This window comes from Variovorax sp. GW821-FHT09B05 (assembly GCF_059418265.1).
Map to the genome: position 1 here is coordinate 384,530 of NZ_JBWKPN010000002.1, position 19,032 is coordinate 403,561.

Annotated in this window: 20 protein-coding genes and 1 tRNA gene; 8 read left to right on the forward strand and 13 right to left on the reverse strand. The window is 70.6% G+C overall.

All coding sequences use genetic code 11. From position 1 onward, the window contains the following. Positions 1-9 precede the first annotated feature (9 nt). A complete protein-coding gene (locus AC07RM_RS06645; RefSeq protein ID WP_495333884.1) occupies positions 10-438 on the forward strand; it encodes an SRPBCC family protein in 429 nt (142 codons plus the stop codon). On the opposite strand, the gene pobA is transcribed toward AC07RM_RS06645, so the two are convergent. Continuing rightward, positions 408-1,589, reverse strand: coding sequence for a 4-hydroxybenzoate 3-monooxygenase (gene pobA / locus AC07RM_RS06650; protein WP_261213778.1), 1,182 nt, complete (start codon positions 1,587-1,589; stop codon positions 408-410). The genes AC07RM_RS06645 and pobA overlap by 31 nt on opposite strands. A gap of 130 nt (positions 1,590-1,719) precedes the next feature. Here pobA and AC07RM_RS06655 point away from each other — a divergent pair, with 130 nt between their 5' ends. The 5 genes from AC07RM_RS06655 (at position 1,720) to AC07RM_RS06675 (ending at position 6,542) form a co-directional block, all read left to right on the forward strand. Further along, positions 1,720-2,490 carry an IclR family transcriptional regulator domain-containing protein gene (locus AC07RM_RS06655; protein WP_057592473.1) on the forward strand — a complete coding sequence of 257 codons (771 nt, stop codon included), beginning with the start codon at positions 1,720-1,722 and terminating at the stop codon, positions 2,488-2,490. 55 nt (positions 2,491-2,545) lie between these two features. Beyond that, positions 2,546-3,205 carry a response regulator gene (locus tag AC07RM_RS06660; protein ID WP_057592472.1) on the forward strand — a complete coding sequence of 220 codons (660 nt, stop codon included), beginning with the start codon at positions 2,546-2,548 and terminating at the stop codon, positions 3,203-3,205. A 17-nt stretch (positions 3,206-3,222) separates the two neighbouring features. After that, entirely contained in the window at positions 3,223-4,560 is a 1,338-nt protein-coding gene (locus AC07RM_RS06665) for an ATP-binding protein (RefSeq protein ID WP_431512892.1), read from the forward strand. Positions 4,561-4,675: 115 nt separating this feature from the next. Continuing rightward, positions 4,676-6,151 (forward strand): DegQ family serine endoprotease, encoded by a 1,476-nt coding sequence (locus AC07RM_RS06670; RefSeq protein WP_093341427.1) that lies wholly within the window; start codon positions 4,676-4,678, stop codon positions 6,149-6,151. A 34-nt stretch (positions 6,152-6,185) separates the two neighbouring features. Further along, positions 6,186-6,542, forward strand: coding sequence for a hypothetical protein (locus tag AC07RM_RS06675; RefSeq protein ID WP_093341428.1), 357 nt, complete (start codon positions 6,186-6,188; stop codon positions 6,540-6,542). Between the two features lie 15 nt (positions 6,543-6,557). Here the strand turns inward: AC07RM_RS06675 and AC07RM_RS06680 are convergent, their stop codons facing one another. From AC07RM_RS06680 to AC07RM_RS06690, 3 genes are all read right to left on the reverse strand, one after another. Then, positions 6,558-8,519 (reverse strand): sensor histidine kinase, encoded by a 1,962-nt coding sequence (locus tag AC07RM_RS06680; RefSeq protein ID WP_495333886.1) that lies wholly within the window; start codon positions 8,517-8,519, stop codon positions 6,558-6,560. After that, positions 8,461-9,213: a response regulator transcription factor gene (locus tag AC07RM_RS06685; RefSeq protein ID WP_093341431.1), complete on the reverse strand. Its 753-nt coding sequence runs from the start codon at positions 9,211-9,213 to the stop codon at positions 8,461-8,463. The genes AC07RM_RS06680 and AC07RM_RS06685 overlap by 59 nt, the downstream gene beginning before the upstream one ends. 108 nt (positions 9,214-9,321) lie before the next feature. Then, positions 9,322-10,284, reverse strand: a complete 963-nt coding sequence (locus AC07RM_RS06690; RefSeq protein WP_495333888.1) for a helix-turn-helix transcriptional regulator — start codon at positions 10,282-10,284, stop codon at positions 9,322-9,324. A gap of 96 nt (positions 10,285-10,380) precedes the next feature. Between AC07RM_RS06690 and AC07RM_RS06695 the strand changes: the two genes are divergently transcribed. Then, entirely contained in the window at positions 10,381-10,785 is a 405-nt protein-coding gene (locus tag AC07RM_RS06695) for a GFA family protein (RefSeq protein ID WP_495333890.1), read from the forward strand. Positions 10,786-10,858: 73 nt separating this feature from the next. Here the strand turns inward: AC07RM_RS06695 and AC07RM_RS06700 are convergent, their stop codons facing one another. Then, on the reverse strand, positions 10,859-11,749 hold the full coding sequence (locus AC07RM_RS06700) for a CsgG/HfaB family protein (protein WP_093341435.1): 891 nt from the start codon (positions 11,747-11,749) through the stop codon (positions 10,859-10,861). A 565-nt stretch (positions 11,750-12,314) separates the two neighbouring features. Here AC07RM_RS06700 and AC07RM_RS06705 point away from each other — a divergent pair. After that, positions 12,315-12,551, forward strand: coding sequence for a hypothetical protein (locus AC07RM_RS06705; protein ID WP_093341437.1), 237 nt, complete (start codon positions 12,315-12,317; stop codon positions 12,549-12,551). A 138-nt stretch (positions 12,552-12,689) separates the two neighbouring features. Here AC07RM_RS06705 and AC07RM_RS06710 read toward each other — a convergent pair whose 3' ends face one another. The 8 genes from AC07RM_RS06710 to AC07RM_RS06745 form a co-directional block, all read right to left on the reverse strand. Then, entirely contained in the window at positions 12,690-12,914 is a 225-nt protein-coding gene (locus AC07RM_RS06710; protein ID WP_093341438.1) for a hypothetical protein, read from the reverse strand. Positions 12,915-12,972: 58 nt separating this feature from the next. Then, positions 12,973-13,242: a hypothetical protein gene (locus AC07RM_RS06715; protein WP_093341440.1), complete on the reverse strand. Its 270-nt coding sequence runs from the start codon at positions 13,240-13,242 to the stop codon at positions 12,973-12,975. Positions 13,243-13,607: 365 nt separating this feature from the next. Beyond that, positions 13,608-13,683 (reverse strand) — tRNA-Asn (locus tag AC07RM_RS06720). A gap of 68 nt (positions 13,684-13,751) precedes the next feature. Next, complete coding sequence (locus AC07RM_RS06725; protein ID WP_495333893.1) at positions 13,752-15,845, reverse strand: TonB-dependent siderophore receptor; 2,094 nt, start codon at positions 15,843-15,845, stop codon at positions 13,752-13,754. A 59-nt stretch (positions 15,846-15,904) separates the two neighbouring features. Beyond that, the gene (gene thiE / locus AC07RM_RS06730) at positions 15,905-16,861 is read right to left on the reverse strand and encodes a thiamine phosphate synthase (RefSeq protein ID WP_495333895.1); all 957 of its coding nucleotides are present in this window, start codon (positions 16,859-16,861) and stop codon (positions 15,905-15,907) included. Between the two features lie 8 nt (positions 16,862-16,869). Then, positions 16,870-17,685, reverse strand: a complete 816-nt coding sequence (locus AC07RM_RS06735; protein ID WP_093341443.1) for a thiazole synthase — start codon at positions 17,683-17,685, stop codon at positions 16,870-16,872. A gap of 23 nt (positions 17,686-17,708) precedes the next feature. After that, entirely contained in the window at positions 17,709-17,906 is a 198-nt protein-coding gene (gene thiS / locus AC07RM_RS06740) for a sulfur carrier protein ThiS (protein WP_093342404.1), read from the reverse strand. 5 nt (positions 17,907-17,911) lie between these two features. Next, entirely contained in the window at positions 17,912-18,997 is a 1,086-nt protein-coding gene (locus AC07RM_RS06745) for an FAD-dependent oxidoreductase (RefSeq protein ID WP_495333897.1), read from the reverse strand. Between the last annotated feature and the right edge of the window lie 35 nt (positions 18,998-19,032).

Sequence of the window (19,032 nt, forward strand, 5' to 3'; positions counted from 1 at the left end):
GAGCCCGCCATGGCCACCATCCACCGGGAATTCGAACTCGCCGCGAGCGCGGCACAGGTCTGGGACGCGCTGCGCGACTTCCGCGCCGTGCACGAGCGGCTCGCGCCGGGCTTCCTCTCGGGCTGTCGCATCGACGAGGAGGGCGCGCGCATCCTCGACTTCTCCAACGGCAGCGTGGCGCGCGAGCTGCCGGTGTCGATCGACGAATCGCTGCGCCGCATCGCCTACACCGTCACGGGCAGCCGCATGCGGCATCACCATGCGTCGGCGCAGGTGTTCGACGCGGGCGACGGGCGCTCGCGCTTCGTCTGGATCACCGACGTGCTGCCCGACGAGCTCGCGCCCTACATCGCCGGCATGATGGACGAGGGCGCGGCCGCGATGAAGAAGAAGCTCGAGGCCGAGGCTCAGAAGTCCTCGAGCGGCAGCCCGACGTAGTTCTCGGCCAGCGAGGTCGAGGCCGCGTGCGAATGCACGAGGTAGTCGAGCTCGGCTTCCTGGATCTTCTGGCCGAAGGCGCCGGTCTCGGGGAAGCGGTGCATCAGCGAGGTGAACCACCACGAGAAGCGCTCGGCCTTCCAGACCCGGCGCAGGCACAGGTCGGAATAGCGGTCGAGCGCCGAGGCCGAGCGCTCGCGGTAGAAGATCTCGAAGGCGCGCGACAGGTAGCCCACGTCGGCGGTCGCGAGGTTCAGCCCCTTGGCACCGGTCGGCGGCACGATGTGCGCCGCGTCGCCGGCCAGGAACAGCGAGCCGAAGCGCATCGGCTCGGCCACGAAGCTGCGCAGCGGCGCGATGCTCTTCTCGAGCGAAGGCCCAGTCACCAGCCGCTCGCGCGCTTCCGGATCGAGGCGCGCGCGCAGCTCGTTCCAGAAGGCCTCGTCGCTCCAGTTCTCCACCCGTTCCTCGGTCGGCACCTGCACGTAGTAGCGGCTGCGCGTGGCGCTGCGCATGCTGCACAGCGCGAAGCCGCGTTCGGTGTTGGCGTAGATCAGCTCGTGCGAGACCGGTGGCACGTCGGCCAGCACGCCGAGCCAGCCGAAGGGGTAGACCTTCTCGTAGGTCTGGATCGCGTCGGCCGGCACGCTCGCGCGGCTCACGCCGTGGTAGCCGTCGCAGCCGGCGATGAAGTCGCACTCGATCTCGTGCGTCTGGCCGTCCTTCTCGTAGCGCACGCGCGGCGAGCGCGAGTCGAAATCGTGCAGGCTCACGTTGGCCGCGCTGTAGACCGTGGCCAGGCCCTCGGCCGCGCGCGCTTCCATCAGGTCGCGCGTCACCTCGGTCTGGCCGTACACCGTGACCTGCTTGCCGCCCGTGAGGCCGTGCATGTCGATGCGGTGGCGCGCGCCCTTGAACAGCAGCTCGATGCCCCCGTGCGGCAGGCCCTCGGCCTTGGCGCGGGCGTCGACGCCGGCACGTTCCAGCAGGTCCATCGTGACCTGCTCGAGCACGCCCGCGCGGATGCGCCCGAGCACGTAGTCGCCGCTCTGGCGTTCGACGATGACGTTGTCGATGCCGGCCTTGAACAGAAGCTGGCCGAGCAGAAGGCCGGCCGGGCCGGCGCCGATGATCGCTACCTGGGTGCGCATGTCGATGTCTCCGAGAAGTTCCGCGAAGCGTAGGGCGCGCGCGCCGCCCTGGCACGCCGGCCGATGCGGCTGTGTGCGATCATGCGAATGGCTGCGCGATGATCGCGCAACTTCCCGCTTCGCCTCACTCATGACCATCGCCAGAGCCGACTTCATCGAGGGCATCGCCAAGGGAATGGCGGTGCTCGAAAGCTTCGACACCGAGCGCCAGCGCCTCAACGCCACCCTGGCGGCCGAGCGCGCCGGCCTCACGCGCGCCGCGGCGCGCCGGCACCTGCTGACCCTGGCGCATCTGGGCTACCTCGAGACCGACGGCAGCTACTTCTGGATGGCGCCCAAGGTGCTGCGCTTCTCGGGCAGCTACCTGGCCTCGTCGCGCCTGCCGCGCGCGCTGCAGCCCACCCTGAACCGGCTCGCGGCGCAGACCGGCGAATCCTTCTCGGCTGTGGTGCTCGACGGCGAGGAGGTGGTGATCGTGGCGCGCAGCGGCAGCTACGGCACGCCCACGCGCGTGCTGGCCTATGGCCTGCACCTGGGCGCGCGGCTGCCGGCCCATGCCACCTCCACCGGCCGCGTGCTGCTGGCCGCGCTGCCGCCGGCCGAGTTCACGCGCTGGCTCACGGGCCGCCACCTGGCGCGGCTCACGCCGCAGACCACCACCCAGGCGCGCGCGCTGCGCCAGCTGGTGACGCGCGCGCGCAAGGAAGACCACTGCTTCGCGAGCGAGGAGCACGAGCTCGGCGTGCAGGCGCTGGCCGTGCCGCTGCGCGACATGCAGGGCCACACGGTGGCCGCGCTCAACGTGGTGCTGTCGGGCGCGCGCTACCAGGAGGAGGCCGTGCGGCGCGACATGCTGCCGCTGCTGTTCGAGGCCGCGCGCGAGGTGCGCGCGCTGCTTTGAACTTCGCCCGACCCGGCCGCCTCGAACCGCCAAACCAGAACACCAGGAACCCGCCATGCGACTGCTGCTCCTCGAAGACGACGTGATGATCGGCGAAGCCGTGCTCGACCTGCTGCGTGCCGAGCAGTACGCGGTCGACTGGGTCAAGGACGGCGACAGCGCCGAGTCGGCGCTGCGCACCCAGGACTACGACCTGGTGCTGCTCGACCTCGGCGTGCCGCGCCGCGACGGCCTGGAGGTTCTGCGCAACCTGCGTGCGCGCAAGCAGCGCATGCCGGTGCTGATCGCCACCGCGCGCGACTCGATCCAGCAGCGCATCGAGGGCCTGGACGCCGGCGCCGACGACTACGTGCTCAAGCCCTACGACCTCGACGAGCTGCTGGCGCGCATCCGCGCGCTGCTGCGCCGCGCGGCCGGGCGCGCCGAGCCGGTCTACGAGCACATGGGCGTGAGCATCAATCCCGCCACCCGCGAGGTCAGCGTGGCCGGCCAGCCGGTGGTGCTGTCGGCGCGCGAATGGGCCGTGCTCGAGCCGCTGCTGGCGCGGCCCGGCATGGTGCTCTCGCGCGCGCAGCTCGAGGAGAAGCTCTACAGCTGGAAGGACGAGATCAGCAGCAACGCGGTCGAGGTCTACGTGCACGGCCTGCGCAAGAAGCTCGGTGCGGAGCTGATCCGCAACGTGCGCGGCGTCGGCTACATGGTGCCGAAGGCGTGAGCGGCGTGAGGGGCGTGATGGGACTGGCCGCGCGCATGACCGGCTCGCTGCGCGCGCGCCTGCTGTGGTTCCTGCTCGCGGCCATCGTGCTGGCGGCCGGCGCGCAGGCGCTGGTGGCCTACCGCACGGTGCTCAAGGAAGCCGACGAGATCTTCGACTACCACATGCAGCAGATGGCGCTCTCGCTGCGCGCCGGCCTGCCGCCCAGCGCGGCGGTGGGCGGACTCGGCGGTGCCGAGCAGAACTTCGATTTCGTGGTGCAGGTCTGGACTGCCGACGGCGTGCGCATCTTCGAGTCGGCCGACCAGGCCGCGCTGCCGCAACTCGCGGTGCTGGGCTTCGCCGACGTGCGCGCGCGCGGCACCACCTACCGCGTGTTCTCGATGCAGACGCGCGGGCTGGTGATCCAGGTGGCGCAGGACATGGCGGCGCGCCAGCACATGGCCGGCACCCTGGCGCTGCGCACCGTCGCGCCGGTGGCGCTGATGGCGCCGCTGCTGATGCTGGTCGTGTGGTGGGTGGTGAGCCGCTCGCTCGCGCCGGTGGCGCGCGTGCGCACCCAGGTGGCGTCGCGCCAGGCCGACGATCTCTCGCCCGTGAGCGAGGAGAAACTGCCCGACGAGGTACGGCCGCTGGTGCAGGAGCTCAACCTGCTGTTCGACCGCGTGCGACAGGCCTTCGAGGCGCAGAAGCACTTCGTGGCCGACGCCGCGCACGAGCTGCGCTCGCCGCTGGCCGCGCTCAAGCTGCAGGTGCAGGGCCTGCAGCGCGCCACCGACGACGGCGCGCGCGAGCTCGCCATCGGCCGATTGGTGGCGGGCATCGACCGCGCGACGCGGCTGGTCGAGCAGATGCTCGCGCTCGCGCGCCACGAGGCCAGCATGGCCGCCGGCGCGCCGCCCGAGCCGGTGGCGCTCGCGGAGGTGGCGCGACTGGCCGTGTCGGACGCCGTGGCCGCGGCCCAGGCGCGGCGCATCGACATCGGCATCGCGCGCGCCGACGAGGGCGCCGCGGTGAAGGGCCAGCCCGAGGCGCTGCGCATGCTGCTGCGCAATCTGCTCGAGAACGCCGTGAAGTACACGCCCGAGGACGGCCGCGTCGACATCGCGATCGCGCGCCAGGGCGAGGCGGTCGAGCTCAGCGTCGACGACAGCGGCCCGGGCCTGCCGCCCACCGAGCGCGAGCGCGTGCTCGACCGCTTCTACCGCTCGGGCGAGCCGCAGGCGCCGGGCAGCGGGCTCGGCCTCTCGATCGTCAAGTCGATCGCCGAGCTGCATGGCGCGAGCGTGGCGCTCGATGCCTCGCCGAGCCTGGGCGGGCTGCGTGTGGTGGTGCGCTTTCCGCAGCACGCCTGACACCGCGGCCGCGCCCGGCCTGATCGTTCAAGCGGCGTTTAAGCGGCGCTTAAGCGAGCGCAACGACATTCCTTCCATCGCATCAGCGTCACGACGCAATGAAAGGAACCGATCCATGAACACCCGACTGACTTCGCCCCGTGCCTTGGTCCTGGCCCTGGCCACCGCGGGCGTGATCGGCGCCGTCGGCGCCGGCGCCTACACCAGCGCGCGCGCCGTGGGCACGCCCACCAACGCCACCGCGACCGCGCCGGCCGCCATGGTCACGCTGCCCGACTTCTCGACCATCACCGCGCGCGATGGCGCGGCCGTGGTCAACATCAGCGTCACCGGCACCATGAAGGCCTCGGACGACGAGGAGGCCGCGCAGATCCAGGGCATCGATCCCGACGATCCGATGTTCCAGTTCTTCCGCCGCTTCCAGGGCCAGATCAACCCGCGCGGCCAGCAGCAGCGCGACGTGCCCGTGCGCGCCCAGGGCTCGGGCTTCATCGTCGACGCCAACGGCATCATCCTGACCAACGCCCACGTGGTGAAGGACGCGAAGGAAGTCACCGTCAAGCTCACCGACCGCCGCGAATACCGCGCCAAGGTGCTGGGCGCCGATGCCAAGACCGACATCGCGGTGCTCAAGATCGACGCCAAGAACCTGCCGGTGCTCGCGCTGGGCAACACCAAGGACCTGAAGGTCGGCGAATGGGTGCTGGCCATCGGCTCGCCCTTCGGCTTCGAGAACACCGTGACGGCCGGCGTGGTCAGCGCCAAGGGCCGCACGCTGCCCGACGACAGCTACGTGCCCTTCATCCAGACCGACGTGGCGGTGAACCCCGGCAACTCGGGCGGCCCGCTGCTCAACACGCGCGGCGAGGTGGTCGGCATCAACTCGCAGATCTACAGCCGCAGCGGCGGCTACCAGGGCGTGTCGTTCTCGATCCCGATCGACGTGGCGGTGCAGGTCAAGGACCAGATCGTCGCGACCGGCAAGGCCGTGCACGGCCGCCTCGGCGTGGCGGTGCAGGAAGTGAACCAGGCCTTCGCCGATTCCTTCAAGCTCGACAAGCCCGAGGGCGCGCTGGTCTCGAACATCGAGAAGGGTGGCCCCGGCGACAAGGCGGGCCTGAAGGCCGGCGACGTGATCCGCAAGGTCGGCGACCAGCCCATCGTGTCCTCGGGCGACCTGCCCGCGGTGATCGGCCAGCAGGCGCCCGGCACCAAGGTCACGCTCGAGGTGTGGCGCCAGGGCGAGCGCCAGGAGCTGACGGCGAAGCTCGGCGATGCCAGCGACAAGCCGGCCCAGGTCGCGAAGGCCGACAAGGCCACCGGCCAGGGCAAGCTGGGCCTGGCGCTGCGTCCGCTGCAGCCCGACGAGAAGCGCGAGGCCGCGGTCGAGACCGGCCTGCTGATCGAGGACGCGGCCGGCCCGTCGGCGATGGCCGGCGTGCAGGCCGGCGACGTGCTGCTGGCGATCAACGGCACGCCCGCCAAGACCGTGGAGCAGGTGCGCGAGGTGGTCGCGAAGGCCGACAAGTCGGTGGCGCTGCTGATCCAGCGCGGCGACGACAAGATCTTCGTGCCGGTGCGCATCGGCTGACCGCCCCGGGCCGGACCCCGACGCGCGACGACCGATGAAGCCGCCGCACCGACGGTCTTCGGCCCCGCAGGCCGAACGCCTCGACCCTGCCGACAGCGCCGCCAACGGGCTGTCGGCCCACATCCTGCCGACCTCCGCCACCATGATCGGCGTGTGCATGACCGTGATGTCCATCGGGCACCTCGGTCCGCGCGACGATCTGCGGCTGGTGATCGATCGGCTGCTCGCGGTCGACGCGCTGGTCTTCCTGGCCAGCGCGTTGCTGTCGTTCATCTCGATGCGCATGCGGCGCTCGGGCGCGCGGCTCGAGGCCTGGGGCGAGGTGGTGTTCATCGCGGGGCTGGCGCTGCTGGCGCTCGGCGCGGTGGCGCTGACTTTCGCCTTGCGTTGAGCCCGGCGCCCGCGTTCAGTGCTGCGGGCAGTCGATCGCGCCCGGCCACTCGAGCGTGATTCGCGTGCCGCCGGCGGTGCTCTCTTCCTGCTCGACCGCCGCGATCTCCAGCCGCGCGCCGATGCTCAGCGCGCGCGCCCGCATGTTCGCGATGCCGTGTCCCGTCGTCTTCGGCGCGGTGCCCGTAGGCCGCAATCCGACGCCGTTGTCCGTCAGCACGATGTGCAGGCGCGGCGGCTGCGCCTCGGCCTGCCAGCGCGCATGCAACACGATGCGCGTGGCGCGCGCATGCTTGAGCACGTTGGTGAAGGCCTCGAGCAGGATGCGCTGCAGCTGCAGCGCGGCCTGGGCCGAGAACGGCGCCACCGGCGGGATCACGCCCACGTCCCACACCAGCGCGATGCCGGCCGCGTCCAGCCGCGGCTGCAGCCGGTAGCGCAGGGTGGCGAGCACGGTGGCGAGGTCGTCGTGCGTGGGCTGCAGCGAGTCGACCGCCATGCGCATTTCGTCGAGCGCGAGCTTCACATGCTCCTCGACCACCGCGCGGTCGGGCGCGGGCTGGGTCACGACGTTGAGCAGGCCCACGAGCTGCGAGCCGACGCCGTCGTGGATCTCGCGCATGATGCGCTGCCGCTCGAGCAGCACGGCCTGTTCCTGTTGCTGCAGCCGCAGTGCGTCGAAGGCCACGCGCAGCTGCCCCTCGCGCTCGGCCACGCGTTCGGCCAGGGTGGCGTTGAGCGCGCCGTAGTCGGCCACGGTGCGGCTGTAGCGGTCGACCACCAGGCCCGCGAGGATCAGCACGAAGAAGAACATCGCGCGCGGCGTCTGCGAGGTGTCGGAGCCGCCGAAGAAGCCCATGCGCACCAGCAGCAGGTCGTGCATGCCCGCGAGGATCGCGAGCACGCCCGCCAGCAGCAGCACCATGGCGATCGTGCGGCGCTCGACCCAGGCGCTGCGCGCCACCACCGGCAGGCAGGCCACGCCCGTGAGGTTCAGCAACACCAGGCCGGCAGTCCACAGCGCCGGCCAGGCCAGCACGAAGGAGGCGATGGCGCTCGCGACCGCGATGCCCATGGCCGCGTAGAGCGCGCGCACCAGCCCCGCCGGGCCGCGCTGCAGCACCAGCAACACGAAGCGCGTGATGAGCCCGATGTGCAGCGCATAGCAGACCGCGATCACCACGCCCCAGAGCGGCCAGGGCAGGTTCATGTCGGGCCGCACCCGGTCGACGTTGTGCGGCAGGCCCGAGAGCGCGGCGAGCGCGAAGCAGCCGTAGAGCGCTTCGCGCTGGCGCAGCCAGAGCGCGCCCGACAGGCAGCCCATCAGCGCGAGGATGGCCGCATTGGCGATCACCGAGGTGTGGCGCCAGCGCTGATAGACGCGGTAGCGCGGCAGCAGCTCGCGCTCGGTGCCGTACTGCAGCGTGGCCAGCGCCGCGCCGCGTTGGCGCTGCACGGTGGTGCGGATCACCAGTTCCTGCGCCGCGCCCGTGCGCTGCAGCGAGGCGGCCACCGGCACGAAGGGCGTGCCCTTGGTGTCGTAGGACGGATCGCCCAGCGTGCCGAAGCCCGCGAGCGGCGTGCCGTTGAACTCGATCGCGACCTGGTTGCCCACGCCTGCAAACAGCAGCGCGGCCGGCTCGCTCGCGGGCGCCGCCGCCGCGGGCAGGGCGATGCGGTAGGTGGCCTTGCCGCCGCGGCCCGGAAAGGCCTGGTCCCAGCGGAACGGCAGCTGCACCCGGCGCTCCTCGGCGGGCAGGCCGTCGGGCTCGAGGCGGGCCTCGGCGCTGGTGACGGTGTAAGGCGTGGCGGTGCCGCCGCCGCTATTGCTGGCGGCCGCCGGACCGGCGATCAGCAGCAGCGCGGCAACCAGGGCGAACAGGAAGCGCAGATCGGAAGAAGAGGCGGCGGAAGGATGCTCAGGGCAGCCAGCCCAGGTTGCGCGCCTCGAACACGGCTTCGGACTTGTTGTGGACATCCAGCTTGCCGTAGATATTGCGGATATGGGTTTGGACGGTCGAAGCCGAGACTCCCATCTGCGCGCCGACTTCGGCATAGGTGAAACCACGGGAAACGAGGTCCAGCACCTCCGATTCGCGCGGCGACAACCGCACCGGCGGCGTGCGCGGGAGCGCCGAGGATGCCATGGCCGAGCCGATCGTGCCCTGGGCCAGTCCCACCAGCGCGCTCGCACCGGCATGCAGGGGCGCATCGGTGCGCGCCTGCCAGCGGCGCAGCAGCTGCCGCGCGATCACCGGCGACATCGGCGAGCCGCCCGCGCGCAGGTGGCGGATGTGGGCCGCGAGCTCGCTCTCGGTGCCGTCCTTGAGCAGGTAGCCGCTGGCACCGGCTTCGAAGGCGCGCAGCATGTTGGCCTCGTCGCCGAAGATCGACAGCACCATCACCGCGCAGGCCGGCTGCATGCTGCGGCAGCGGTCGATGACCTGCAGGCCCGGCAGGTCGGGCAGGCCCAGGTCGACCAGCAGCACGTCGACCGCGTTGTCCTCGAGCCAGGCGAGCAGCTCGGTCGCGGTCGAGGCGCTGTGGGCCAGGGTCAGCGAGGGATCGGCATCGACCACGCGGGCCAGGCGTTCGCGCATGCCGGTGTCGTCCTCGACCAGCGCGACCTGCGTGGTCGAGAGAAGGGGGGCGGCTGCGGTGTCGATGGCCATGGCGCGGAGGCGGCGGTCCTCGGGTGGGTGGACTCCGCAGCGTAGGGGCCGGCGCGCGCCGTGCCCATCCTATATACGTGGGATACGTGGAGGAGTGAACCGCGGCGCTCAGCGGCCCGACATGCGCGCCAGCCGCGCCGCCACCCGCTGCAGGTGCGCGCCCAGTTCGGGCGGCGACTCGACCTCGAAGTCGTGCCCCAGGCAGCCGAGCCAGACCGCCAGCGCATCGAGCGAGTTGGCCGCGGTCTGGATGCGCGTGCGATCGGGCGCCACGGCCTCGGGCACGCCGCCGACCCACGACAGTTGGCCGTCGAGCGCGGCCACGGGCGCATGCACCAGCACGCGCGCATGGTGCAGGTAGGGCGAGATCTGCAGCGCGTGCTGCATGTAGGCCGCGATGTCGCCGTGCGGCAGCCGCCGCGGCGTGAAGTGCGCGCCGGTGGGCTCGGGGTCGACGATGCGGTCGAGCCGGAAGGTGCGCCAGTCCTCGCGGTCCGTGTCCCAGGCCAGCAGGTACCAGCGCTGGCCGGTCTGCACCACGCGGTGCGGCTCCACGCGGCGGCTGCTGACGACCTCGTGGTGGTCGCGGTAGCCGAAGCGCAGCAGCGCACGGTCGGCGCAGGCCTCGGCGAACAGCGACACCGCCTTGAGCCTGATGTCCGAGCGCTTCTGCAGCACCGGCACCACCGTGGCGCGCAGCTTGTCGAGCCGGCGGCGCAGCCGCGGCGGCATCAGCTGCTCGAGCTTGGCCAGCGCGCGCATCGAGGCGTTCTCGATGTCGTTGCCGCCATCGCTGGAGGCCGGGCCCACGCCCAGGCCGACCGCCACCGCGATCGCTTCCTCGTCCTCGAGCAGCAGCGGCGGCAGGCTGTTGCCCGCGCCCAGCCGGTAGCCGCCGGCCACGCCCGAGGTGGAATCGACCGTGTAGCCGAGGCTGCGCAGCCGGTCGACGTCGCGGCGCAGGGTGCGCTCGGTGATCTCGAGGCGGCGCGCGAGCTCGGCGCCGGTCCAGGCGCGCTGGGCCTGGAACAGCGACAGCAGGCGGATGAGGCGGGCGGTGGTGGAGAGCATGGACGCGATGATGCCTGCGATCGAGGACAGGATCTGTCCGCAATGGACCTTAGTCTTCGGGCCTTCCAACACCCCAGACCCCCAGGAGAAAAGCCCATGCTCAAGACCTACAACGGCAGCTGCCACTGCGGCAAGGTTCGCTTCCAGGCCGACATCGACCTCGCGGCCGGCACCGGCCGCTGCAACTGCTCGATCTGCGCCAAGGTGCGCAACTGGGGCGCGATCGTGCGGCCCGAGGCCTTCCGGATGGTCAGTGGCGAGGAGGAGCTGTCGAGCTACCAGTTCGGCTCGTACAGCACGCACCACCTGTTCTGCCGCCATTGCGGCGTGCGGCCCTTCGGCCGCGGCGACGTGGCCGAGGTCGGCGGCAAGTACGTCAGCATCAACGTCAGCTGCCTCGACGACGCCACGCCCGACGAGCTGGTGGCCGCGCCCGTGATGTACATGGACGGGCGCAACAACAACTGGTTCAACCCGCCGGCCGAGACGCGGCATCTCTGAAAGACGGGCGACAAAAAGCCCCGCGGCCTGGCGGCGGCGGGGCTCGCGCGACGGTGCTCGTCGCTCGCCGCGCTTACTTGCGGCGGCGCGCCGGCTGCTCGGCCGGCACGTAGGTCTGCGACGGCGCCGCGCCGCCATCCACGCCGAGCCGGCCGCCGCCACCGAGGCCCTGGCCGCGCACCGTCTGCGCCTTGTAGTTGCGCAGCGAACGGACCATCTGGTTGAAGGCGTCCATGAAGGCCGCCGCGATCACCTTGCCCTGCGGCGTGCGCGTGTAGCCGCCGATGCCACCGGCCGCGCGGCCGCCGGCGAGGTCGGCGAAGCCCGCGAAGTCGGTCTTCGACGCGCTGCCTTCCGCGGCCGCGACCTGCACGCCCGAACGGTTGTCGATCAGCGTCAGCAGCGCCGAGGCTTCCTTGGTCTGCAGGTTCGCGCCCAGGCTCGCGATGGCACGGCCGCGGCCGCCGCCGACCAGCCCGCCGATGGCGCCGCCGAGGCCGCCCGCGTCGTTGTTGCTGAACACGATCTCGGGTGACAGGCCGTAGTCCGACGCGACCATCTGGCCGCGACCGAAGTTGCTGCCGCCGCGCATCTCGCCCGACTGCTGCAGCGCGCGTTCGCGCGTCATCGCGTTCATGCCGGCCGCGCCGCGCTCGACCACCACGAAGCAGTTCGATTGCTGCACCAGCAGGCGCAGCAGGTTGGCGGTGGGCGGCAGCTTGTATTCGCCGGTCAGCACCGTGTACCAGCCGGCATTGACGTTCTCGATCAGCGAGACGGTGCCCAGCGGCGAGTCGCAGCGCTCGAGCGCGCTGCTTTCGCCTGAGGTGGCGGCGCCGGCCGCGCTGCCCGTGGCCACGGTCTTGGCCGATTGGCTGCCCATCTGCATGTCCATGGTCTGGCAACCCGAGAGGGCCAGCAGGCCGGCCAGTGCGCTTGCGAGAGAAAGTTTGGAAAAAGCCATGTCCCGATCTATCAAGTGAAACAACACGGCGCCTGCGCGGCAGGCGCCCCTATCGAACAGCCGAAGGTGGGACCGCGTGGCCAATACGAGCTCCCGATTCGATACCGCGTCGCAAGCGACCGCGCGACGATACGGACCGGTCATCCGGCACGCCAGTGTCGAAAGTCATGTGCGCATGCGCATCGTCCGCGGCGCGGATTCCGGCATGGCCTGGAGTGGAAAAACGGTTCCTCGACCTCGACTCGAACGGGGGCTCTTGGAAGGTGGCCCATCTTCGAAACGCGCCGCCTGAAGCGATGCGCGAACGGCAAGGCCCGAGGGCTTGCGCGATGCGCCGGCTGGCGGAGCGAGGCGCGATTATCCATCTTGAAATCTTCAGAAAAGATGAGCACGGCGAGGGCGTTTTCGCCGTGCGCTTTCGATGAAAACCTTCGTCGTATTTTTGACCTCCAGTTAACATTTCATCGTTGGCGGAGGGTTGTGGCGCGTGATGGATCTCACGCGGCCTGCAGTCGGCTGGCGTTGTTTTGTTTTTTTCCTCACTTCCAGAATCAGGAGTTTTCAGATGGCAACCACCAAGAAGAACGTCGTTGGAGAAGCGGCAGCCGAACTCACCCGCCAGCAGGTGCAGCAGGCCCTGGCCATCGCGGGCGCTTCGGATTTCAGCGGCTCGACCGATCCGGCCTTCGTCGGCTCCGTGCTCGTGGCGCTGGCCATCAACACCAGCTCGGTCAGCGCGACCATCGACAACGCGAAGACCCGTCGCGACGCGACCGGCGGTGGCGGTCTCACGGCGCACTGATCGGACCGTCGGAAATGAAAAGGCCGGCAAGCGCAATGCTTGCCGGCCGGAGTGGATCGAGTGTCGCGGGATCGGTGCGAGCCCGACGATGCCTGTGTTTGCCAGGCCGCGGCTCAGCGCGCGGCTTGCCTCATCGCATCAATCGCAGCGGAACAGCACGCCGCTCTCGGCCGGTGCCTTGCCGAGCCAGCGCGGGGTCTGGTTCTTGTTGTCGCAGTACAGCTGCGCCTGCGTGTAGGTGGTGGCGCGCAGGACGCCTTCGCGGAACTGCATCACTTCGTTCGGGGGCGTCGAACAGCCGGCGATGGCCAGCGCGCAGGGGATCGACAGGAGGGCCAGGAGGGACGGTGCATGCCAGTTCATCGCACGATTCTCCGACATTCCCGCGTCTGCCAAGACATGGACCCTCGCGCCCAACGCTTCACCCCTGATTGGCCGCGGCCGCCGCACCCGGGTACAGGTATCTGAAGTAGGGCCCCGAGCTGCCGAACAGTCGTGCTGCGAGCTGCACCGGATCTTCGGCGCTGTGCTTCTCGTAGAGCACCGGTCCCCAGATGATGAATCCGTCGATGCTGAGCGTGGCGGGCGCGGGCTCGATCGCCTTCCATGCGTGGGCGAATTTCGAGATCCACGAGAGGGCGTCGGTCAGCGCGTAGTTGGGCACGACCACCGGTTGTTCGATGCGGGGCATGGCAGTACTCCTGGGTTGAGAGGACTGTACAAATATACAGTAAACTCCATCCCATGGCAGGCGCGCGGCGCACCACTTTCCATTCTCCTTGACGGGTTGCCCGTCCCTTTGATGCTTGACTGCAAGAAGGCTTGAGCCCGGTCCGATGCCGGGCTTTTTTTTGCGCGCGCGATTCGTCGATGGCGGCGTCATCGCGCTGCATGCGGGCGATGAAGAAAGAGCGGATGCGATGCGTGCGATCGGCCGTCGATCGTGTCGCCGCATTCGATCATCGGCACGTGTTTGCAGATCGATGCGCGAGCACAAAGGAAAATGCCCCGCTACCTTGTGAGTAGCGGGGCATCCAGTAGCCTTGCGGCTTGTTTTGGCTCCTCGACCTGGGCTCGAACCAGGGACCTACGGATTAACAGTCCGGCGCTCTACCGACTGAGCTATCGAGGAACAAGCCTCAGATTATAGCGTCGTTTTTGAGGGTCTGGCAAACCGACGCAACTTTTCGCTAAAAAAGTTCAGAGCGCGATGCTCACGCCCAATCGCAACGTGCGCGGCGCGCCCGGGAACAGGTAGACGTGACTGAACTGGTAGGGCGACTCCTTCCAGTAGCGGCGATCGAAGACGTTGTCGACGGCCAGCGACCAGCTGGTGTTCACGCCATTGAGCTTGGTGTCGTAGCGCAGCACCGCATCGAGGCGCGTCCACGACGGCAGTCGGATCGAACCATCGGGCAGCACGTTGCGCCGGCCTTCGTACGACAGCTGTCCCGCGATCTCGAGGCCCGCCACCGCGGGCACGCGGTAGGCGACCTGCGCGCGCAGCACCTGCTTGGGCACGTTGGTCGGCGACTGTCCGTTGAGCGCGGGATCGGCCGTGCTGCCGCGGCGCTTCGCGTCGATGACCGACACGCTGCCGCCAAGCCGCCACGGTCCCTGGTTCCATTGCGCGCCGGCCTCGAGTCCGCGATGCACGGCGCGGCCGTCGTTGCGCACCGTGCACGATTCGCCGCAGGCATCGAGGTTGGTCAGCGGCCGCGAGATGTCGAACCACGCGAGCTGCCAGTTGAAGGCCTCGTTGCCGCCCTTGAGGCCCAGCTCCCATTGCCGCGACGCGAGCGCCGCGAGTGCCTGCCCCGCATTGCCGTAGAGGTCGGGGCGGTTCGGCACCACCTGCGACTCCACGCCCTTGCCCCAGCTCGCATAGGCCAGCAGCTCGGGCCGCAGCACGTAGCTCACGGCCACCCACGGCGTGGTCACGTCCTGCTTGTAGCCGGTCGGGTTCGAACCGTCGTTGCCGATGCTGCTGCGGTCGAGCCGCGTGTGGCGCACGCCGACCCAGGTGGTGAGGCGTTCGTTCCAGCGGATCGCATCCTGCAAGGTGAGTTCGGTCGAGCGCTCGTCGCGGTTGGTCTGCGGCGTGGTGGCGTCGGGCGCCGGCGGCACGAACGAGGTCGCCCAGATGTTGCCGGTGCCCGCGTAGTTGTAGGCCTGGTTCTGGAAGCGGTTGCGCACGCGGCTTTGCAGCAGGCCGATGCCGAGCTCGTGCCGCACGCTGCCGGTCGTCACGTTGCCCTTGAGGTTGAGGCTGCCCGCGGTCTGCGTGCGGCGTTCGTTCTCGCTGCGGAAGTCGTAGACGTCGAAGGTGCCGTCGCTGCAGTAGCGGTCGTAGTTGCCCTCGGCGCCGCAGCCGAAGGCGTAGGCCAGGCGGTCGTCGGTGCGCAGCCGTTGCCGGCCGATCTGCGCGCTCCAGCGCCAGTCGGCGTTGATGGCCTGGCTGAAGCGCAGCGTGCCGGTCAGCGCATCGAATTCCGAGGGTTGCGACCAGGGCTGGTTGTTGAGGTTGATGCGCGGATCGACCGGCGCCGGCAACCGGGCACCCAGCAGGCTGTAGCCGTTCTGGCTCGGCTGCGTCTTGCGGCTCTTCTCGATCTCGAACTCGAGCACCGAGTCGCGCGTGATGCGCCAGTCGGCCGCGAGCGAGAACAGGTTGCGGTTGCCGTCGAGGTCGCGCACCAGCGGCTTGAGGTTCTCGGCCGCGACGTTGATCCGGTAGCCGAACTCGCGCTGCGCGCCGAAGCGCCCGCCGAGGTCGACCGCGCCGAGCAGGCTGCCGCGGCTCGTGGTCTCGATGCGCACGGTGCGCAGGTCGTGTTCGGTCGGCCGCTTGACCACGTAGTTGACGAGTCCGCCCGGCGCGCTGGTGCCGGCCTGGATGCCGCTGGTGCCGCGCAGGATCTCGACGCGCTCCTTGTTGTCGAGCGGGATCGAGGTCTCGGCGCTGATCGGCAGTCCCTCGCGCCGGTAGTTGAAGCGGTTGTCGAGCACGAAGCCGCGCACCGTGAGGTAGTCCCAGTAGCCGGCCGAGTTGTAGGCGTCGGTCACGGAGGCATCGAACTGCGTGAGGTCCGCGAGGCGGCGCGCACCGCTCGCGCGCAGCTGGTTGCTGTCGATCACGGTGGCCGACAGCGGCAGCTCGCGCAGTGGCACGTCGCCGAAGCCGCTGATCTCGGCCGGCGGCGCGAGGGCCGCCGGGTTCACGGTCACGGCGGGCAGTGCGGTGGTGTCCTGTGCCTGGGCGAAGGCACCGTGAGCAGCGAGCAGGGCGGCCATCGCGCAGGCGATGGGGGTGCGGCAAAGAAGAGGAGAGGGATGCGTCATTCGGTCGGGTTTCAGGGCTTCGCAGCCGATGCGGTGCGGTGGGCGTCGATGGCCGCCATCCATTGCGCGGCCGTGCCTTCGGGGTCCTCGGCGGCGACCAGCGCGCGCACCACGGCGACGGAACCGACGCCGGTGGCGAGCACCTCGGGCAGGCGCAACGCGTCGATGCCGCCGATGCCCACCTGCGGATAGCCGCGCAGCAGGCGCGCGTAGGCCGCGAGACGCGCCACGCCCTGCGGCGCGGTCGCCATCTTCTTGAGCGTGGTCGGGTAGACCGCCCCCATCGCGATGTAGCTCGGGCCGACCGCGTCGGCGCGCACCATCTCGGCATAGCCGTGCGTGCTGACGCCGAGGCGCAGGCCGGCGGCGCGGATCCGGTGCAGCTCCTCGGGCGCGAGCGCATCGAGGTCTTCCTGGCCCAGGTGCACGCCGTAGGCGCGTGCCTCGATCGCCACGCGCCAGTGGTCGTTGATGAACAGCAACGCGCCGGTGCCTTGCACGGCCTCGACGGCTGCGCGCACTTCGCGCGCCACCGCCTCTGCATCCTCGGACTTGAAGCGCAGCTGCACCGTCGGCACGCCCGCGCGCGCCATGCGGCCGACCCAGGTTGCATCGGGCAGCACGGCATAGAGGCCGAGCTGCTCGGGGCAGGGCGCGAAGGCGTTGTCGCGCGCCGCCGGCGGAAATTCGCGCAGGCCGAAATCGACGGGCGCGTCGGGCCAGCGCTGCGCATCGAAGCCGCCGAGGCGCTCGCTCTGCGCGCGCCAGGCGCGCGCGATGCATTCGGCGTCGATGTCGATGAAGCCGAGCGCGCCGCAAGCCTGCCGCGCGCCGCGGTAGATGGCGTCGTCGGCGCTGTAGGCGATGGCGGCCGCGGGGGCCGAGGTGGCGGCGCCGAAGCGCAGGCCATGCGCCGCGACGATCTCCTGCGCGACGCGCGCGCGGTCCAGGTGAAGGCTGTCGTTCATGGTGTCGCTCATCCCGCGTGATGCCAGAACGGCGTGCCCAGCACCGGCGTGCTCGCCTGCGCCGCATCCTGCGCGGCCATGGCGCCGGCGCGGCGCGCGGCCCGGCCGGCCTGCACCGCATCGGCGAAGGCACCGGCCATCGCGACCGGGTCCTGCGCGAGAGCGACGGCGGTGTTCAGCAGCACGCCGTCGAAGCCCCACTCCATCACCTGGCAGGCATGCGAGGGCAGGCCCAGGCCCGCGTCGACCAGCATCGGCACCTCGAGCCGGTCGCGCAGCACCTGCAGCGCATAGGGATTGACCGGCCCGCGGCCGGTGCCGATCGGCGCAGCCCAGGGCATCACGGCCTGGCAGCCGACGTCGACCAGCCGCTGGCACAGCACCAGGTCCTCGGTGCAGTAGGGCAGCACCTTGAAGCCGTCGCGGATCAGCTGCGAGGCGGCATCGACCAGGTTCAGCGTGTCGGGCTGCAGCGTGTAGTCGTCGCCGATCAGCTCGAGCTTGATCCACGGCGTGTCGAACAGCTCGCGCGCCATCTGCGCGGTGGCGACCACTTCCTGCACGCTGTGGCAGCCCGCGGTGTTGGGCAGCACCGGCACCTCGAGCCGGCGCAGCAGTTCCCAGAAGCCGTTGCCGAGCTCGCTGTTGCCCGAGCCCTGGTTGGCGGTCTGGCGCCGCAGCGAGGCCGTGAGCATCGCGGGCTTCGCGCGCTTCACGGCGGCCTCGAGCAGGTCGGGCGAAGGGTAGCGCGCGGTGCCCAGCAGCAGGCGGCTGTGGAAGGTCTCGCCGTAGAGCACCAGCGGATCGTTCGGGGTCGTGGTCATCGGTCTTGTCTCCATCAATTCGTTCAGCCGCCCGTCACGGGGCGGATCACTTCGACGCGGTCGTCGGGCTGCAGCGCGCGCGCGGCATAGGCCGAGCGCGGCACGAACTCGCGGTTCACGGCCACCGCGAAGGGCGGCGTGGCATTCAGCGCGGCGAGTGCGTCGGTCAGCGTGGCGTGCTCGGGCAGCGCGAAGGGCTTGTCGTTGATCAGGATGTTCATCGTCGTCATGGGGTCTCCAGGCCGAAGCCTTGCGCCAGCGGCGAGCGGCCCTGCGCGAGCCACTCCATCGCGGCATCGAGCAGCGCGGGCGCGATCATGAAACCGTGGCGGTACAGGCCGTTGATCTGCAGCACGCGCGGCCGCGGCTGGCGCAGCGCGGGCAGGTTGTCGGGCAGGGTGGGGCGGCACTGCGTCGCGATCTCGACGATGCGCGCCTCGGCGAAGCCGCTGTGCACCGCATAGGCGGCACTCAGCAGTTCGAGCGTGGAGCGCACGCTCGCGGGCGACATGTCGTCCGATTCGATCTCGGTCGCGCCGATCACGAACAGGCCCTCGGGCTTGGGCGCGATGTAGAGCGGATAGCGCGGATGCACGAGCCGCGTGGGCCGCGCCAGCGTCACGTCGGGCGCATGCACGCGGATCACCTCGCCGCGCACGCCGCGCAGCGCGTTCCACTGCGGCCGGGCGCCGAGGCCGCGGCAGTCGATCAGCCAGTCGGGCTGGCCCGGCGACCCGGGCGCGAAGTCCTCGGGTGCGCGCGGCGATTGCCAGTGCAGCTTGACCTTGTCGTCGGCCTGCAAGGTCGCGAGCAGCGCGGCCAGCAGCGCGCGGTTGTCGAGCTGGCCTTCGCCGGGCAGGAACAGGCCGCTGGCGAAGCGCCGGCCCAGCGCGGGCTCGAGCGCCTCGATGCCCGCGCCATCGAGCGTGCGCATCGGCGCCAACTCGGGCACCTGCGTGCCGGTGTGGGCCAGCACGCGCGCGAGCCGCGCGGCCTCGTTCGCATCCTGCCGGTGCCACAGCACCAGCGTGCCTTCGCGCTGGAAGAACACCGGCCGCGCCAGCGGCGCGAGCAGCTCGGGCCAGCGCGACAGCGCGTGGTGGCCCATGCGCACCAGCGGCACCGGCGCCACGGCCGACTCGGCCAGCGGCGCGAGCATGGCCGCGGCCACGCGTGCCGCCGCGCCTTCGGCCTCGGCGCTGCCCGCTTCATACAGGTCGACGCGGCAGCCGGCCCGCGCCAGGGTCACGGCCATCAGCCGGCCCATGAGGCCCGCGCCGAGGATCGCCACCGATCGGAAGGGCAGGTTCATCGCCATGCTCCTTGCGCCTTCGAATCGCGTCGATA

What these genes read in the sequence shown, in the direction of transcription:
- thiS (WP_093342404.1), bottom strand. Translation starts at nt 17,906, where the DNA reads ATGAACATCCTGATCAACGACAAGCCCTTCGCGCTGCCCGAGCACGCC.
- AC07RM_RS06705 (WP_093341437.1), top strand. Translation starts at nt 12,315, where the DNA reads ATGGCAACCACCAAGAAGAACGTCGTTGGAGAAGCGGCAGCCGAACTC.
- AC07RM_RS06735 (WP_093341443.1), bottom strand. Translation starts at nt 17,685, where the DNA reads ATGACCACGACCCCGAACGATCCGCTGGTGCTCTACGGCGAGACCTTC.
- AC07RM_RS06700 (WP_093341435.1), bottom strand. Translation starts at nt 11,749, where the DNA reads ATGGCTTTTTCCAAACTTTCTCTCGCAAGCGCACTGGCCGGCCTGCTG.
- AC07RM_RS06745 (WP_495333897.1), bottom strand. Translation starts at nt 18,997, where the DNA reads ATGAACCTGCCCTTCCGATCGGTGGCGATCCTCGGCGCGGGCCTCATG.
- AC07RM_RS06695 (WP_495333890.1), top strand. Translation starts at nt 10,381, where the DNA reads ATGCTCAAGACCTACAACGGCAGCTGCCACTGCGGCAAGGTTCGCTTC.
- AC07RM_RS06645 (WP_495333884.1), top strand. Translation starts at nt 10, where the DNA reads ATGGCCACCATCCACCGGGAATTCGAACTCGCCGCGAGCGCGGCACAG.
- AC07RM_RS06710 (WP_093341438.1), bottom strand. Translation starts at nt 12,914, where the DNA reads ATGAACTGGCATGCACCGTCCCTCCTGGCCCTCCTGTCGATCCCCTGC.
- AC07RM_RS06670 (WP_093341427.1), top strand. Translation starts at nt 4,676, where the DNA reads ATGAACACCCGACTGACTTCGCCCCGTGCCTTGGTCCTGGCCCTGGCC.
- AC07RM_RS06715 (WP_093341440.1), bottom strand. Translation starts at nt 13,242, where the DNA reads ATGCCCCGCATCGAACAACCGGTGGTCGTGCCCAACTACGCGCTGACC.
- AC07RM_RS06690 (WP_495333888.1), bottom strand. Translation starts at nt 10,284, where the DNA reads ATGCTCTCCACCACCGCCCGCCTCATCCGCCTGCTGTCGCTGTTCCAG.
- AC07RM_RS06680 (WP_495333886.1), bottom strand. Translation starts at nt 8,519, where the DNA reads ATGTCCACAACAAGTCCGAAGCCGTGTTCGAGGCGCGCAACCTGGGCT.
- AC07RM_RS06685 (WP_093341431.1), bottom strand. Translation starts at nt 9,213, where the DNA reads ATGGCCATCGACACCGCAGCCGCCCCCCTTCTCTCGACCACGCAGGTC.
- thiE (WP_495333895.1), bottom strand. Translation starts at nt 16,861, where the DNA reads ATGAACGACAGCCTTCACCTGGACCGCGCGCGCGTCGCGCAGGAGATC.
- AC07RM_RS06655 (WP_057592473.1), top strand. Translation starts at nt 1,720, where the DNA reads ATGACCATCGCCAGAGCCGACTTCATCGAGGGCATCGCCAAGGGAATG.
- AC07RM_RS06660 (WP_057592472.1), top strand. Translation starts at nt 2,546, where the DNA reads ATGCGACTGCTGCTCCTCGAAGACGACGTGATGATCGGCGAAGCCGTG.
- pobA (WP_261213778.1), bottom strand. Translation starts at nt 1,589, where the DNA reads ATGCGCACCCAGGTAGCGATCATCGGCGCCGGCCCGGCCGGCCTTCTG.
- AC07RM_RS06675 (WP_093341428.1), top strand. Translation starts at nt 6,186, where the DNA reads ATGAAGCCGCCGCACCGACGGTCTTCGGCCCCGCAGGCCGAACGCCTC.
- AC07RM_RS06665 (WP_431512892.1), top strand. Translation starts at nt 3,223, where the DNA reads ATGGGACTGGCCGCGCGCATGACCGGCTCGCTGCGCGCGCGCCTGCTG.
- AC07RM_RS06725 (WP_495333893.1), bottom strand. Translation starts at nt 15,845, where the DNA reads ATGGCCGCCCTGCTCGCTGCTCACGGTGCCTTCGCCCAGGCACAGGAC.